The organism is Microvirga vignae (assembly GCF_001017175.1).
GTDB classification, from domain to species: Bacteria; Pseudomonadota; Alphaproteobacteria; order Rhizobiales; family Beijerinckiaceae; genus Microvirga; species Microvirga vignae.
This window is the reverse complement of the sequence record NZ_LCYG01000005.1, coordinates 16206-30101: the sequence shown is the minus strand read 5'-3', so window position 1 is coordinate 30101 and position 13896 is coordinate 16206. Positions and strand designations below refer to the sequence as shown.

General features: G+C 61.3%; 10 protein-coding genes and 1 pseudogene. 3 read left to right on the top strand and 8 right to left on the bottom strand.

The window, feature by feature from the left end; all coding sequences use genetic code 11:
* Window positions 1–139: 139 nt before the first annotated feature.
* From AA309_RS37145 to AA309_RS01745, 3 genes and pseudogenes are all read right to left on the bottom strand, one after another.
* Window positions 140–1220: pseudogene (locus AA309_RS37145) on the bottom strand (tartrate dehydrogenase); the annotation flags it as partial.
* A 25-nt stretch (window positions 1221–1245) separates the two neighbouring features.
* Complete coding sequence (locus tag AA309_RS01750; protein WP_047187269.1) at window positions 1246–2328, bottom strand: tartrate dehydrogenase; 1083 nt, start codon at window positions 2326–2328, stop codon at window positions 1246–1248.
* Between the two features lie 96 nt (window positions 2329–2424).
* A complete protein-coding gene (locus AA309_RS01745; protein ID WP_244470221.1) occupies window positions 2425–3462 on the bottom strand; it encodes a PdxA family dehydrogenase in 1038 nt (345 codons plus the stop codon).
* Window positions 3463–3640: 178 nt separating this feature from the next.
* Between AA309_RS01745 and AA309_RS01740 the strand changes: the two genes are divergently transcribed.
* Together AA309_RS01740 and AA309_RS01735 are read left to right on the top strand one after the other, a co-directional pair.
* The gene (locus AA309_RS01740; RefSeq protein ID WP_047187268.1) at window positions 3641–4621 is read left to right on the top strand and encodes an alpha/beta fold hydrolase; all 981 of its coding nucleotides are present in this window, start codon (window positions 3641–3643) and stop codon (window positions 4619–4621) included.
* Between the two features lie 2 nt (window positions 4622–4623).
* Complete coding sequence (locus AA309_RS01735) at window positions 4624–6198, top strand: rhodanese-like domain-containing protein (protein WP_047187267.1); 1575 nt, start codon at window positions 4624–4626, stop codon at window positions 6196–6198.
* A 67-nt stretch (window positions 6199–6265) separates the two neighbouring features.
* Here AA309_RS01735 and AA309_RS01730 read toward each other — a convergent pair whose 3' ends face one another.
* Together AA309_RS01730 and AA309_RS01725 are read right to left on the bottom strand one after the other, a co-directional pair.
* Window positions 6266–7360, bottom strand: coding sequence for an isocitrate/isopropylmalate dehydrogenase family protein (locus AA309_RS01730; RefSeq protein WP_047187266.1), 1095 nt, complete (start codon window positions 7358–7360; stop codon window positions 6266–6268).
* A gap of 164 nt (window positions 7361–7524) precedes the next feature.
* On the bottom strand, window positions 7525–8943 hold the full coding sequence (locus AA309_RS01725) for an MmgE/PrpD family protein (RefSeq protein WP_047187265.1): 1419 nt from the start codon (window positions 8941–8943) through the stop codon (window positions 7525–7527).
* 201 nt (window positions 8944–9144) lie between these two features.
* Between AA309_RS01725 and AA309_RS01720 the strand changes: the two genes are divergently transcribed.
* Window positions 9145–9780: an FCD domain-containing protein gene (locus AA309_RS01720; RefSeq protein WP_160310379.1), complete on the top strand. Its 636-nt coding sequence runs from the start codon at window positions 9145–9147 to the stop codon at window positions 9778–9780.
* 36 nt (window positions 9781–9816) lie between these two features.
* Here AA309_RS01720 and AA309_RS01715 read toward each other — a convergent pair whose 3' ends face one another.
* Genes AA309_RS01715 through AA309_RS01705 form a run of 3 tightly spaced genes read right to left on the bottom strand, consistent with a single transcriptional unit; the run spans window position 9817 to window position 13721 of the window.
* Window positions 9817–11538 (bottom strand): ABC transporter permease, encoded by a 1722-nt coding sequence (locus AA309_RS01715; protein ID WP_047187263.1) that lies wholly within the window; start codon window positions 11536–11538, stop codon window positions 9817–9819.
* A gap of 47 nt (window positions 11539–11585) precedes the next feature.
* Entirely contained in the window at window positions 11586–12644 is a 1059-nt protein-coding gene (locus AA309_RS01710; protein WP_047187262.1) for an ABC transporter substrate-binding protein, read from the bottom strand.
* Window positions 12645–12656: 12 nt separating this feature from the next.
* Window positions 12657–13721, bottom strand: a complete 1065-nt coding sequence (locus AA309_RS01705; RefSeq protein WP_047187261.1) for an ABC transporter ATP-binding protein — start codon at window positions 13719–13721, stop codon at window positions 12657–12659.
* Window positions 13722–13896 lie beyond the last annotated feature (175 nt).

The window sequence follows — 13896 nt, the reverse complement described above, 5'->3', positions numbered from 1 at the left end:
GGAAAACCGGGTCCACTTTTCGCTGATGCGGACCTCCGGTTCCGCACGATGCTCTAGAGCCGTTCCCCTTGCGTGGAACCGGCTCTCCTTCTGGCTCTACCGCATTTTCTGACGGCGAACCGGAGCCACTTCGCCGGAAAATGCTCAACTTATTGGCTCCATGAATCGCTGCGATGACCGCATCCGTGACCTGACGCGTTGTCGCCGATCCGCCGAGATCCGGCGTGTGGAGATCGGGATCGGCCGTGACGCGTTCGATCGCCTTCATCAGGCGCTCGGCTGCGTGCTTTTCTCCGAGATGTTTCAGCATCATCGTCGCCGACCAGAAGGTGCCGATCGGATTGGCGATGCCCTTGCCGGTGATATCGAAGGCCGAGCCGTGAATGGGCTCGAACATGGAGGGGAATCGGCGCTCCGGATTGAGGTTCGCCGTCGGGACGATGCCGAGGGAGCCCGCGAGCGCCGCAGCGAGATCGGAGAGAATATCGGCCTGCAGGTTCGTCGCAACAATGGTGTCGAGGGACTAGGGCTTGAGCGTCATGCGCATGGTCATGGCATCCACGAGCATCTTGTCCCAGGTGACATCAGGGTAGTCTGTCGCCACCTCGGCGGCGATTTCATCCCACATGACCTGCCATGCCGCTGCGCGTTCGACTTGGTCACGACAGTGAGAAGCCTGCGCGGATGCGAGCGAGCTAGCTCGAAGGCAAAGCGCATGATCCGCGTGACACCCGCCCGGGTGAAGATCGTCACTTCCGTCGCAACTTACTCAGGCAATCCCCTGTGTGAACGTCCTCCTTGGCGGGCATATTCACCCTACGAGTTCTCGCGGACGATGACCCAGTCGAGATCCTTCGCTTCCACATTCCTCAAAGGACTCGTGATGCCCGGCAGGATCCCGGTCGGGCGGACATTGGCATATTGATCGAAAGGTTGGCAGATCGCGAGGCGAAGGCCCCAGAGCGTGATGTGATCGGGCACATCCGGCGCGCCGACGCGCTGAAATAGATCGCGTCGAAGGGCTGAAGGATCTCGCGGCCGTTCTCCGGCATCATGATCCCGTGCCGCTTGTAATAATCCGAGCCCCAGTCGAATGTCTCGAACGCGAGGTGGAAATGTCCCTCACGTTCGGCAAGCGCGTGCAGAACCTCGACGCCTGCTGCAATGACCGCCTTGCCGATCCCGTCGCCTGGAATGGCAGCGATCCTGTAGCTCTTCACGACAATCTCCTCCCTCTCGAAGCCGTCAGCCAATCGCCTCGGCCACAGCCTTGCCCGTCGTTCCGGTGTCGGCATTTCCTCCAAGGTCACGGGTTCGCAATGTCCGCTCGCTCAAGGTGCTCTCGATGGCGGTCACGATGGCGGCCGCAGCCTCGGTCTCCCCGAGATGTTCCAGCATCATCGCGCCGGCCCAGATCTGACCGATGGGGTTTGCGATCCCCTGCCCTGCAATGTCCGGAGCCGAGCCGTGAACCGGCTCGAAAAGAGACGGAAAATCGCTGTTCGGATTGATGTTGCCCGAAGGGGCGATACCGATGGTTCCCGTACAGGCCGGACCGAGATCGGACAGGATGTCGCCGAAAAGGTTGGAGGCGACGACCACGTCGAACCAATGGGGGTGCAACACGAAATGGGCGGTCAGGATGTCGATATGGTACTTGTCCCATTTCACACCTGGATACTTCCTGGCCATCTCCTCCACACGCTCGTCCCAGTAAGGCATGGTGATCGAGATGCCATTGGACTTCGTGGCCGACGTCAGATGCTTCTTGGGCCGCTTCTGAGCAAGCTCGAAAGCGAACTGGAGGACACGGTCGACGCCGATACGCGTCATGACGGTTTCCTGAATGACCACCTCACGCTCGGTGCCAGGAAACATCTTGCCGCCGATGGAGGAGTATTCACCTTCCGTATTCTCGCGAACGACCCAGAAGTCGATGTCACCGGGCTTGCGGTTTGCGAGCGGAGAAGGAACCCCGGGCATCAGGCGCACGGGTCTCAGATTGACGTACTGGTCGAACTCGCGCCGGAACTGAAGAAGCGAGCCCCAGAGCGAGATATGATCCGGGATCTTCTCCGGCCATCCGACGGCTCCGAAGAAGATGGCGTCGTGACCACCGATCTGCTCCTTCCAATCCTCCGGCAGCATGTGGCCATGCTTCTCATAGTAGTCGTAGGACGAGAAATCGAAGTGATCGAGTTGCAGATCGAAACCGAATTTCGATGCAGCGGCTTCGAGCACGCGCACCCCTTCCGGAACGACCTCCTTGCCGATTCCATCGCCGGGAATGACGGCCAGCCGGTACTTTTTCTTCTGATGGAGAGACATCGCGACACCTGTGCTTCAATCGGGAGACCTGGTCTTCCGGCGGACGCTTCCCCAGCCGCCGCCAGCGGTCTATCTGTTCAAACTCTTAAAGAGCCGTCACGCAGCCAAGCGGTTTCCGTCCGATCCGGCAAGCCTCGCTGCCAAGCGCACAGCATTTTCCAAGGCGCCTGTCGACGCAAGGCCTTTGCCGACGATGTCGAATGCGGTGCCGTGCGCCGGCGTCGTGAAAACGGTGTCGAGACCAGCCGTCACCGTGACGCCACGGTTGAAGCCGCGCAGCTTCGTCGCGATCTGCCCCTGGTCGTGGTACATGGCGACGACTCCGTCATATTCCCCGGCGAAGGCCTTGAGGTAAACCGTGTCGGCCGGGAATGGGCCGCGACAGTCGATGCCGTTCTGCGCGGCGGCAGCCACTGCAGGAGCGATGATCTCGATTTCTTCCGTCCCGAACAAGCCACCCTCCCCGGCATGGGGATTGAGCGCAGCAACGGCAAGGCGCGGCCGCGCGAATCCTGCGCGCCTCATTGTGCGGTCGGCGAGTTGTATGGCATCCGTAATGCTCTGGAAATTGATCTGATCAAGAGCCTGCCGAAGAGAAACGTGAGAGGTCACGCGCGACATCCATTGATTATCGAGCACGTTCATCTCGGAGAAATAGCCGCGATGGTCCAGGAGGTGAGCGAACATCTTGTGCTCGTCGGGATAGCGCCAGCCGCCGGCATGCAGCGCCGCCTTGTTGAGCGGCGCGAAGGTGATCGCGTCAACCTCTCCCCAGCGAGCCAGGTCGATGGCATGGGCCAGGGTTTCGCCCGTAAGGCGCCCGGACTCCGCCGATACGACTCCGCGGGGGATCTCGGTCGGGTCGATGTTCTTCAAATCAATGAGCGGTACTTCCGGACGGCTCCAATCGATCCCGGCAACCGAAGAGGCCGCGTACCAGGACAGAGAGACGCCGGCATCCCGCATGCCCTGCTCCAGCACTCGCGCATCGCCGACGACGACCAGGCGGGCCGCATCGTTCAAGCGCCCATCGGACAGGACCCGGGCACATTGTTCCGGCCCGATCCCCGTACAATCGCCGAGCAGCAGTGCGACCCGGGGCAGCCTCTGTCCATCAGCATTCAAGGTAGCCACGATCAATTTCCCTCGGTGAGTTCGCTTCGGGATGGTTCAGAGTGAACAGCGCTCTGATCTCGTCCCAGCAACCTTCGCCAGAAGCATGGCAAGTCAGCAGAAATAGTCAATCGAAGATTGTTGACAATTTACGGAATAGGCTCGACCTTGGCGCGGCCAGCCAAATCAGCGGTCAGCCATGAATCAGCCCCTGTTCGAGCAAGATGCCTCCATGCCGCCTTTGCGCCCCCACGGCAGCGCGCTCATGGAAGGCTTCACCCACAGGACCATCAAGACATCGGGTGCCGAGATCCATGTCGCGACAGGAGGAAGCGGCCCGCCGCTTCTTCTCCTCCATGGCAATCCCCTCACCCATGTCAGCTGGCACAAGATCGCTCCCAGCCTCGCGGAGAGCTTCACCGTCGTTGCCCCTGACCTGCGCGGCTATGGCGACAGCTCGAAGCCCGATGGCGGCCCCCATCACGAGGCCTATACGTTCCGCGCCATGGGGCAGGACAACATGGAGATCATGGCAGCCCTTGGCTTTGATCGCTTTTCGGTCGCCGGGCATGACCGGGGCGCACGAGTTGCCTTCCGCATGGCGCTCGATCATCCCGATCGTATCGAGCGTGTTGCTGCTCTGGACATCGTGCCGACTCATCATGTTCTGACCAATGTGACGCTTGGATGGGGCCTGGAGTCGTATCACTGGTTCTTCATGGCGCAGAAAGCTCCTTTCCCCGAGAAGCTGATCTGCGCCGACCTCGATTATTACATCCATTACAAGCTCAACAAGAAAGGCGTGGGACTCGAGATCTTCTCGCCCGAGGCCATGGCCGAGTATGTGCGGTGCACGACTCCGGAGCAGATCCATGCGGTCTGCGAGGATTACCGGGCGACCGTCACGCTCGATCTCGCCATGGACCAGGCGGACTTCGGCGTGAAGAAGATCCGCTGTCCCGTCCTGGTGCTGTGGGGATCGAACAGCCATTGCGGCCGGCATTTCAAACCGCTGGAGGCCTGGGCCCCATGGGTGCCGGATCTGAGAGGTTGGGCGATCCCCACCGGCCACTATCCGGCGGAGCACCGGCCCGATCTCGTCTATTCTGCGTTCTGGACCTTCTTTTCAGGAGCCGAGCCGCTGCCATTCCATGAGGAAGAGGTCGAGCCCGCAGCATAATCATGCGAAGCATCGATGCCGTTGCAGCAAAAGCGCTGATCCACGCTCCTGGAGAGCTCGCTTTCCTGGATGTGCGTGAGCATGGTCTCTACGGAGAAGGCCACCCTCTCCTGGCCGTCTGGTGTCCGTACAGCCGGCTTGAAGTGGTGGCGCCGTTCCTGATTCCCAATCCAGGAGTTCCCGTCATCCTGATCGATGCCGGGAACGGCATCGCAGAGAAGGCGGCAGAACGACTGGAGCAGTTGGGCTACCAGATCGTCATGGTCGTGGTGGGAGGCGTCCAGGGTTGGAAGCAGGCGGGCTTTACCTTGTTCGAGGGAGAATACGTTCCGAGCAAGACATTGGGTGAGCTTGCGGAGCACGCCTTTCATCCGGCGACGATTGCCCCTGAGGCCTTGGCGGAATGGCAGAGGGAGGGACGCGAGCACCTCTTGTTCGACGTGCGCCCACCGTCCGAACATCGCAAGATGACATTGCCGGGAGCCCAGTGTTTGCCGAATGGCGAACTCCCGCACCGGTTTTCAGCCGCCGTTCCCGACACCTCCAATCCGATTGTTCTCACCTGTGCCGGCCGCACCCGGAGCCTCATCGGCGCCATCAGCCTGAAGCTGCTCGGGATCGAGAATCCTGTCTATGGCCTGCAGAACGGCACACAAGGATGGACCCTCGCGGGTCTCGATCTCGATCGTGGGCGAGAACCTGAGGAGTTCCCGGCTCTGTCCCGCATGGACCTGGAGGCGAGCCGCCGTCGTGGACAGGACTTCGCGCGAAATGCCGGCATTCCCGTCATTGGCGCGAGGGAGCTTGGCGCGCTGGCTGCGGACAGGAGCCGCACGCTGTATCTGCTCGATGTCCGGAGCGCGGAGGAGTTCGCGGCTGGACATGTGAAAGGCGCAATCCATGCGCCATGCGTGCAGATCGTGCAGGCCACCGATCGGTGGATCGGCGTCAGGCGGGCACGGATTGTCTTTGCCGACGACACGGGCCTGCGTGCCTCCCTCGCTGCGTATTGGCTCAAGCTGTTGGGCTACGAGACCTATGTGCTGCCGGGTGCGGACGGCTCCCCTGAATTTGAGGAATGGCAGGTCTCCGGGTGGAGGCCCTCGATCCTGCCTCGCACATTGCAAGGGATCGCGCCGGAAGAAGCCGCGACAGCGGACGCTGCGGGCGACGCGATCCTTCTCGATCTGCGATCATCGAGCGAGCATCGCCGAGAGCACCCGGCCGGCAGCCGTTGGGCGATCCGTCCTGAGCTGACGAGCGCTCTCGGTTTCTGGAAAGGGCAGATTTGTCTGATCGGAGACGATGATGAAGTCGTGGGCCTCGCAGCCCTCGATCTCAACGAGATGGGATATGCGGATGTGCGCATCGTGAAGGGCGGCTTTCCTGCATGGAAGGCCGCGGGACTTGCCATCGATTCTGGCTGGCCGGAATCGGCGCTGCATGCGATCGATTTTCTCGCCTTCGTTCATGACAGGCACGACGGCAATCTCGATGCGGCACGGCGCTATCTCGCTTGGGAGACCGGCCTCGTGCACCGTCTCGATCCTCAGGAACGCGGCGAATTTCTGGTGTGATATCTTTCGCAGAGACACGGCAGCCTGCCCCCGCGGCTGCCGTGTCCTGCTCCGCAGCGATCGCCAGTTATGCGACTGCGCGGGTTTCCTCCTCGATTCCCTGAATGATGGCCCGCGTCATGTCCTCGGTTCGTCCATGGCCGCGAATATCTGTCGTGCGGCTCGCCGGATCCATCAGAGCCCGTGTCGTGGCGCGCTCCATGGAGGCCGCGGCGGCAACGGCTTCGGGAACATTGCGGTCACGTCCCAGCCAGTCGAAGAGCATGCGGGTGGACTCGATCATGGCGTATGGATTCGCAATACCCTTGCCGGCGATGTCGGGTGCCGAGCCGTGGGTTGCTTGAGCCATGGCGATATTGCCTTCACCGATGCAGAGACCTGGAGCCATACCAAGCCCGCCGACAAGGCCCGCCGCTTCATCGGACAGGATGTCGCCGAACATGTTCGTGGTGACGACGACGTCGAAACTTTGCGGGTCTCTCACGAGGCGCATGGCGAAGGTGTCGACGATCACGTCGTCGACGAGCACGTCCGGATACTCCTTCGCGGCGCGCCGACATTCCTCCACGAACATGCCGCACCCGAGTTTGAAGACAGTGTCCTTGTGAACGAAGGTCAGATGCTTGCGTCGATGCCGAGCCAGCTCCAGAGCGGCCTTCGCCACCCGATAGCTGCCTGCGCGCGTGATGACTCGGACCGAGATCGTCACATCCTCCGTCGGGCGAAACTCGCCCGAGCCCGCAACCACGTTGCGGTCCGGCTGGAAACCCTCGTTGTTCTCGCGCACGATGATGAGATCAACCCCATCATGCAGGCAGCCGATATCCGGATAGGACCTGGTCGGCCGCACATTGGCGAAGAGATTGAAGTGCTTGCGAAGGATCGGATGCGGGTTGATCGCACCCGGACCGCGGGGATAGGCGCGGTGACCGATCGGCCCGAGGATCCAGCCGTCAAGGGTCGACAGCGTCTCAAGAGTTCCGTCGGGCAAGGTGGAACCATGGGTGTCCAGAGCGCGCCGTCCGATCGGCATCGGGCGCCAATCGATCGACAGGTTGTGCCGCCGCGCCGCTGCCTTGGCCACCTCGACGGCGGCCGGAACCACCTCATGCCCGATGTCATCGCCCTCCAGGATTCCGATCTTGAGAGTCTTGCTGCTCACTGTGTGTCTCCGCTTCTGGACCAGCGATGCCAGGCAGCCCGGCAAAATGGTGTCCGATGTTGTTGCAGTGAAAAAGGCAGCTCCGCTCCTTCGGGGAAGATTGCGCGGAGTTGAGGGCCCGGCATTGCCGGACCCGATTGTCGTGAAATGGCGAAACGACCGACTTAGGATTCGACGCGCAACTGGCTCGTCAGCTGATTGATGGATTTCAGCGTCTCGAGATCCCTGACCATGGCGACGATGTCTTCAGCCCGCTGGCGTGGGAAGCGCGCGAACTCCGCGCATTCGCGGAACTTGTCAGCCACCTCATCATAGGTCATCGGGTTGGATGGGCTGCCCTTGCCGAAATCCGCGCGGCCGGACACCTTGCGTCCATCCGCAAGCTCGATGTCGATGATTGTCGTCATCTTGTGATAACCGGCGCGCTCGGCCTCGTCATCGACGACGAAGTCGACTTTCTCGATCATCGCCTGCACATCGGGGCGCAGAACCACCTCATCGGTGAACTCGCTCAGGCCTGCCCTCCCCTCCAGCAGGAGGATCGCCATGCAGAACTCCATCGAGAACTTCGCCTGCAGCTCATTGGTCGGGCGATGATGAATCAGAGCATTCGGCATGTTGGAATTGGTGCCGACGCGAACACGCCTGACGTCATCGGCACGAATTCCATTCTCGCGGATCAGCCTGAGCATTTCAGTCATGCCCGGATGCGTCAGAGAGCCTGATGGATGAGGCTTGATGGAAATACCGGGATCCGCGAAGGTCCAGGGTGCGCCGAGCTTGCCAACGATGGCATTGGCGTCGAACCCGCCGCCTGCAGCCCGGAAGAAACCGCGCGGGGCTTCGAGGATCTTGTCGGTGGCCGTCCAACCGTAGTTCGCAAACTGAGCTGCAGCCACGCCGCTCTCGGATGAGCGCCCTGCATGGAACGGTTTCGTCATCGTGCCGAAGTTTTCGCGCAGACCTGCGGACTGACTGCCGGCAATCGACAGGGCTCTGTTCGTCGTTTCTGCATTCAGCCCCATCAGGCGCGACGAGGCTGCCGCTGCGGCGAATGTTCCGCAGGTTGCGGTTGCGTGGAAGCCTGTCTGGTAATGGCGGGGATTGATCGCTTCCGCGATCTTGCACTCGACCTCGACGCCGAGATGATAGGCCAGCATGACCGAACGTCCGTCCGCACCGACCATCTCACCGACCGCAAGGGCCGCCGGAAGCGCAGGAGCCGTCGGATGGGTCAGAAGGCCATAGACGCGGTCGGCCGCGACGGCCAGCTGAGTGTCGTCATAATCGTCCGCATGGATTCCCACACCATTGGCGAAAGCGGCGAACCGCGGCGCAACCCGCAGGGACGTGCCGATGACCGTCGATGGGCCGGCTTCCAGCCCGAGATCCGCCAAATGGCGGCGGACCAGCTCACCCGATTTTGCAACGGAGCCCGAAAGAGCCAGCCCGATTCCATCGAGGATGGACTTCTTGCCGAGTTCAACGACGTTCTGCGGAAGATCCACGGCCGCCGTGTTGCAGATGAAATCAGCGACGTACCACGTGAGCGCGCGATCCGCGGTTTCGACCTTCGTGTCCATACTTTTCCGTCCCTCGTGTCTACCCATTCGGGCCTTTTGGCTCTCTGAGCATTTTGCATTCATTGTTTATTGTCAACAATCTTTTGCAGACTGGCGCTGGAATGCGGTATCATCTAAAGGAAAGCCCGACACAAAGGTGGTGGCACTATGGATACGACCTTAGATCCAGGACTTGGTCTCAGAATTCGACGGACAGAATCCTTGACCTCCCTGATCCGGCGCGAGCTTGAGCGCATGATCGAGGTTGGAGAGCTCAAGGCTGGCGACCGCCTCAACGAGAACGCTCTTGCGGCGAAGCTCGGCGTGAGCCGTGGCCCGGTTCGGGAAGCATGCCGGGGTCTCGAACAGAGCGGTCTCGTGCACGTCATCGTCAATCGCGGCGTGTTCGTCCGGGAAATCAGCAACCGTGAAGCAGCCGAACTCTACGATATCCGCGCTGCGCTCTACGCACTCGCGGGCAGGCTCCTGGCTTCGAAGATCACCAAGAAGCAGGTCACGGAGCTGCGGCGCATGGTCAGGGAGATGGAAGAGGCCGCCGACAAGGGTGAACTCAACGTCTTCTATCCGCTCAATGTGCGCTTCCATGAGGCGATCGTTCAGTTCAGCGGCAATGGACGCCTCCTCAGCATGTGCACCTCAGTCCATCGTGAGATGCACCTGTTCCGGCGCCGGACGCTCGACATGCCAGGCCGGATGAAGATCTCCAATGCCGAGCACGCGAGCATTGTCGATGCGCTCGAAGCGAAGCACGGGGATAGAGCGGCCCGGCTGATGGAAGATCACGTTCTGAAGAGCCGCGAGCTTCTCTTTGGTCCCCTGGGGACCCCGGCCGACTGAGCTGTTGGGCTCAGCCGGCCAAGCCTTGCCTTCGCATTAACGCGCAGCTGGCAGGCGCTGCCCACCCAGCACGGGAAGCCGGTTGGCAATGATGACGACAGCGAACGAGATCACGAGCAGCATGATCCCGAGGACGGAGATCGCGCCGAGATCGCCGCTTTCGTTGAGGTCATAGATGATGACGGAGACGAGCTTCGTCTCGGCCGTCGTCAGCAGGATCGTCGCCGAGAGTTCACGGATGGTGCCGATGAACACGAAGCACCAAGTGGCGACGACATTCGAGCGGAGGAGCGGAGCCGTGATGAGCCGCAGAGTGGTCATCCGGGTCCCGCCCAGGATGCGGCTCGCCTCCTCAAGCTCGGGATGCACACTTTTGAAGGCCGATGACAGTTGCTGATACCCTGCGGGCATCTCAATCGTCAGAAAGGCGATGAGAAGGATCCAAAGGGTACCATAGAGCATAAGGCTCGGATTGGAGTAGCTCAGGAACAATCCGACACCGAGAACGATACCGGGAATGGCGACGGGCGCCGTCGCGAGATACCCGAGCAGCTGACTTCCCGGAACGGATCGCCGGGTTACCAGATAGGCAATCACGAGAGCAATCGCCGTCCCGATCGTCGCTGTCAGAAAACCGAGCAGGAACGTGTTGCGGAGAGCGAGCTTCGTGGCCGAGAACTCGAAGAAGACGAAGTTCACGTGATGCAGCGTGAAGCTGCTCCAGGTGAGCGGCTCGGCAACCGTGCGCGTGAGAGCCGTCTTCAGCAACGCCGCATAGGGAAGAAGAACCGTCAGCAGCAGCACGGATACCACGAACGCAATCGCGAGCCAGCGCCAGCGCCCGAGCTTGGCGATCCGAGGATCGCTGCTCTTGCCGCCGAGGGTCGTATAGCCGCGACGTCCCAGGATCCGAGCCTGCCCCCAGAGAAGCATGATGGTGACGATGAGCAGAGGCAAGGCCGCAGCCGCGGCAAGGCCGGGCTTGGGCGGGTATTGGAACAGGCTCCAGATCTTCGTGGTGATCACATGGAAGCCGGCGGGAAGCGCCAGGATCGCAGGTGAGCCGAACATGGTGAGCGCCTGAAGAATGGCGATCATCGTGCCGGCCAGAATTGCCGGGAGGACCAGAGGAATCGTCACCCGCCGCAACGTCGTCGAGAGGCGCCCGCCCAGCATCGAGGATGCGTCTTCAAGGTCCGACGGAACACGCTCCAAGGCATTCACGACCAGGGTGAAGACATAAGGAAACGTGTAGCATGCGATTGCGAACACCAAGCCTTCGAACGTGTAGATGTCGACGAGATATTCGTAAGGTTCCAAGCCCAGGAGGCTGCGGTAAGCCACATTGATGAGACCGCTGTTGGGAGCGGCCAGGATCTCCCAGGCAATCGCACCCAGAAACGGTGGCGTCACGAAGGAGGCGGTGACGAGCGCTCTGATCGCCGTACGCCCGGGCAGGTCCGAGCGCGCGACGAGCCATGCGAGCGGTGTCGCGATGACACAGGAAAGGACCCCGACGCCGAGGGCCATCCCAAGCGCCGTCAGAAACGGACGGCGCAGGGTTGGATCGGTCACCAGAGCCGAGAAGTTGGCCAGGGTGAACTGGCCGTTCTGGTCCAACAGGCTGTAGTAGGCGAGCCAGAACAGGGGCAGGACGACAAGAAGGCCCAGCGCCAATACCAGCACGACGAAGATCGGTCGAGACAAGTCGATGCGTCCGTGCCGTGCCGGCATCGGAAGTGAGATCGAGACGTTCATTCACTGCTCCGGAAAATCTAACCCGCACTACCGCCGAGGATCGATGCTCAGGTGCCGAAGTTCACCTCGTACTTTTTCTTGATCTCCTCGATCTGAGGCTCGAGCTTCGTCGGATCAGAGTAGAGAATCTTGATCTGGGACAGTGGGGTGCGCCCCTCCTTCTCCTTGACCTCAGGATGGAACGAGCGCAGCCCGCCAACATCGCTGATCAGCTGCTGAGTGTCGCGGGAGAACAGGAACGCATAGAAGAGCTTCGCGGCATTCGGGTGAGGAGCATTCTTCAGAAGGCCCGCATGCCCGATGGCGATCGGCGTGCCTTCCGTGGCGTAGACGACCTCGACAGGAACGCCCGACTCCTTGAGCATGAACATGTTGTACTCGTTGCCGTCGGCCATGACGGAGCGCTCGCCCTGAGCCAGTTTCTTCGGCGGCTCGGTGGACGATTGCACCTGCATGATACGCTGCTTTCCGAGCTTCTCGAAGTAATCCCAGCCAAGAGCTTCACTCAGGGCGTGCGTGCCCGTCATGATGGTGCCGCTGTAGCCGGGGTGCGCCTTCACGATCCGATTGCGCCACTTGGGATCCAAGAGATCAGCATGGCTCTTGGGCGCTTCTTCCTTCTTGACCTGCTGTGTGTTGTAGCCGATGACCGAAAGATGCGCGCGGTAAGCGGCGAACTGCCCGTCGGGGTCCTTCACCTGCGCCGGCCATGACTTGGCGACATCGCTCGGAACCGCTGGCTGGAGCCAGCCCTGCCGCTTGAACAGGAGGAAATGAACGGCATCGGAGGTCTCAATAACGTCTGCCTTGTGAATGCCTGAGCCGTATTCCTGGCTGATGCGCTGGAAGACGCGCTCGGAACCAGACCGCTCGACCTGCACCTTGATACCGGGATGCTTGGCTTCGAAAGCATTGCCGACTTTTTCCGAAACCTGCACGTCTGTCGCCGTGTACCAGACGACGGTTCCCTCTTTCTTGGCCGCGTCGATCATCTCCTGATTGGGCTCGTAAGGAGCTGGCGCCTGCGCCCAGGCGAGACCGCCGGCACCGAGGAGCGCGAGGCCGCTGACGAGCGCTCCGCTCAGAACAGTTCTGCGTTTCATCATGTCTTTCCTCCCTTAATGTGCGAGCGCACGGCAGTGCTCCGGCGGAAGATGGAGCCAGACCGGTTGCCCTTGTGGGACGGCGATATCCGCCGGCGTGACGGTGCGGATCGCCTCCCCATTGCTCAGCGTGACCAGATAGTCGCGGTGAGATCCGAGATAGACCTGACGGGTGACCGTGCCGGGCACCCAGTTCGTTTCGCCAAGCGCGGGAGCGGTGGTGGCGAGATTGATATCGTGGTGCCGGATGGCAACCGAGGTGGGACCCTGAGCGGCAAAGTCGCCGCTTCCACAGCGCAGCACGACACCCCCCACGTCCACGGCATCGCCCGGTAGGCGCTCGCCCTTCAGAACGTTGGCGCCCCCGATGAATTTCGCCACGAATTCCGAGCGCGGCCTCTTGTAGATGTCTTCCGGAGAACCGGCCTGCTCGATGCGTCCCTGGTTCATCACGACGATCAGATCAGCGGTCGTCATGGCCTCGGACTGATCGTGCGTCACGTAGACGGTGGTGTATCTGTACTGGTCGTGGAGCCGCCTGATCTCGAAGCGCATCTCCTCGCGGAGATTGGCATCGAGATTGGACAAGGGCTCATCGAGCAGCAACGTCTCCGGCTCGACCACAAGGGCGCGGGCGAGAGAAACACGCTGCTGCTGACCGCCGGACAACTCGCCGGGATAACGGTCGGCAAGAGGCTTCAGCTTGGCGACATCGAGAATGCTTTCGACGCGCCGGGCGATTTCTTCACGGGGGAGTTTCCGCAGGCGCAGGCCATAAGCGACGTTCTCGAACACCGTCATGTGCGGCCAGAGCGCATAGCTCTGGAAGATCATCGACATGTTGCGCCGCTCAGGCGGCTCGCTACGCCCTGGAGACGAGATCGTGCGCCCCCCGACCCTGATCTCGCCTTCACTTGGCTCCACGAAACCAGCGATCAGGCGCAGGGTCGTGGTCTTCCCACAGCCGGATGGTCCCAATAGACAGACCAGAAGGCCTTTTGCGATCGCGAGGTTGACATCGTTGACTGCGGCGAATGTGCCGTACTTCTTGGAAAGACGCGTCAGCTCGACGTAGCTCATCTCACCTCCCTCTTTAGCCGGCATGCCGGCCAGCACCTCTTTGAGTGCCCTAGGGTGAGCTTCAGCGACATATCCCGGATTGTCAACAATTTACTTTCCGCAAGTTCGCTGACTTGCCTCCGAGGAGACTGGCGTTGCTGAAACGTGAACGCGCGGGAATGCGGCCGGAACCAGG

Bases quoted from the DNA above. Each gene is read 5' to 3' on its own strand.
- AA309_RS01750 (WP_047187269.1), bottom strand. From the start codon at position 2,328: ATGTCTCTCCATCAGAAGAAAAAGTACCGGCTGGCCGTCATTCCCGGC.
- AA309_RS01740 (WP_047187268.1), top strand. From the start codon at position 3,641: ATGAATCAGCCCCTGTTCGAGCAAGATGCCTCCATGCCGCCTTTGCGC.
- AA309_RS01735 (WP_047187267.1), top strand. From the start codon at position 4,624: ATGCGAAGCATCGATGCCGTTGCAGCAAAAGCGCTGATCCACGCTCCT.
- AA309_RS01725 (WP_047187265.1), bottom strand. From the start codon at position 8,943: ATGGACACGAAGGTCGAAACCGCGGATCGCGCGCTCACGTGGTACGTC.
- AA309_RS01715 (WP_047187263.1), bottom strand. From the start codon at position 11,538: ATGAACGTCTCGATCTCACTTCCGATGCCGGCACGGCACGGACGCATC.
- AA309_RS01710 (WP_047187262.1), bottom strand. From the start codon at position 12,644: ATGATGAAACGCAGAACTGTTCTGAGCGGAGCGCTCGTCAGCGGCCTC.
- AA309_RS01705 (WP_047187261.1), bottom strand. From the start codon at position 13,721: ATGAGCTACGTCGAGCTGACGCGTCTTTCCAAGAAGTACGGCACATTC.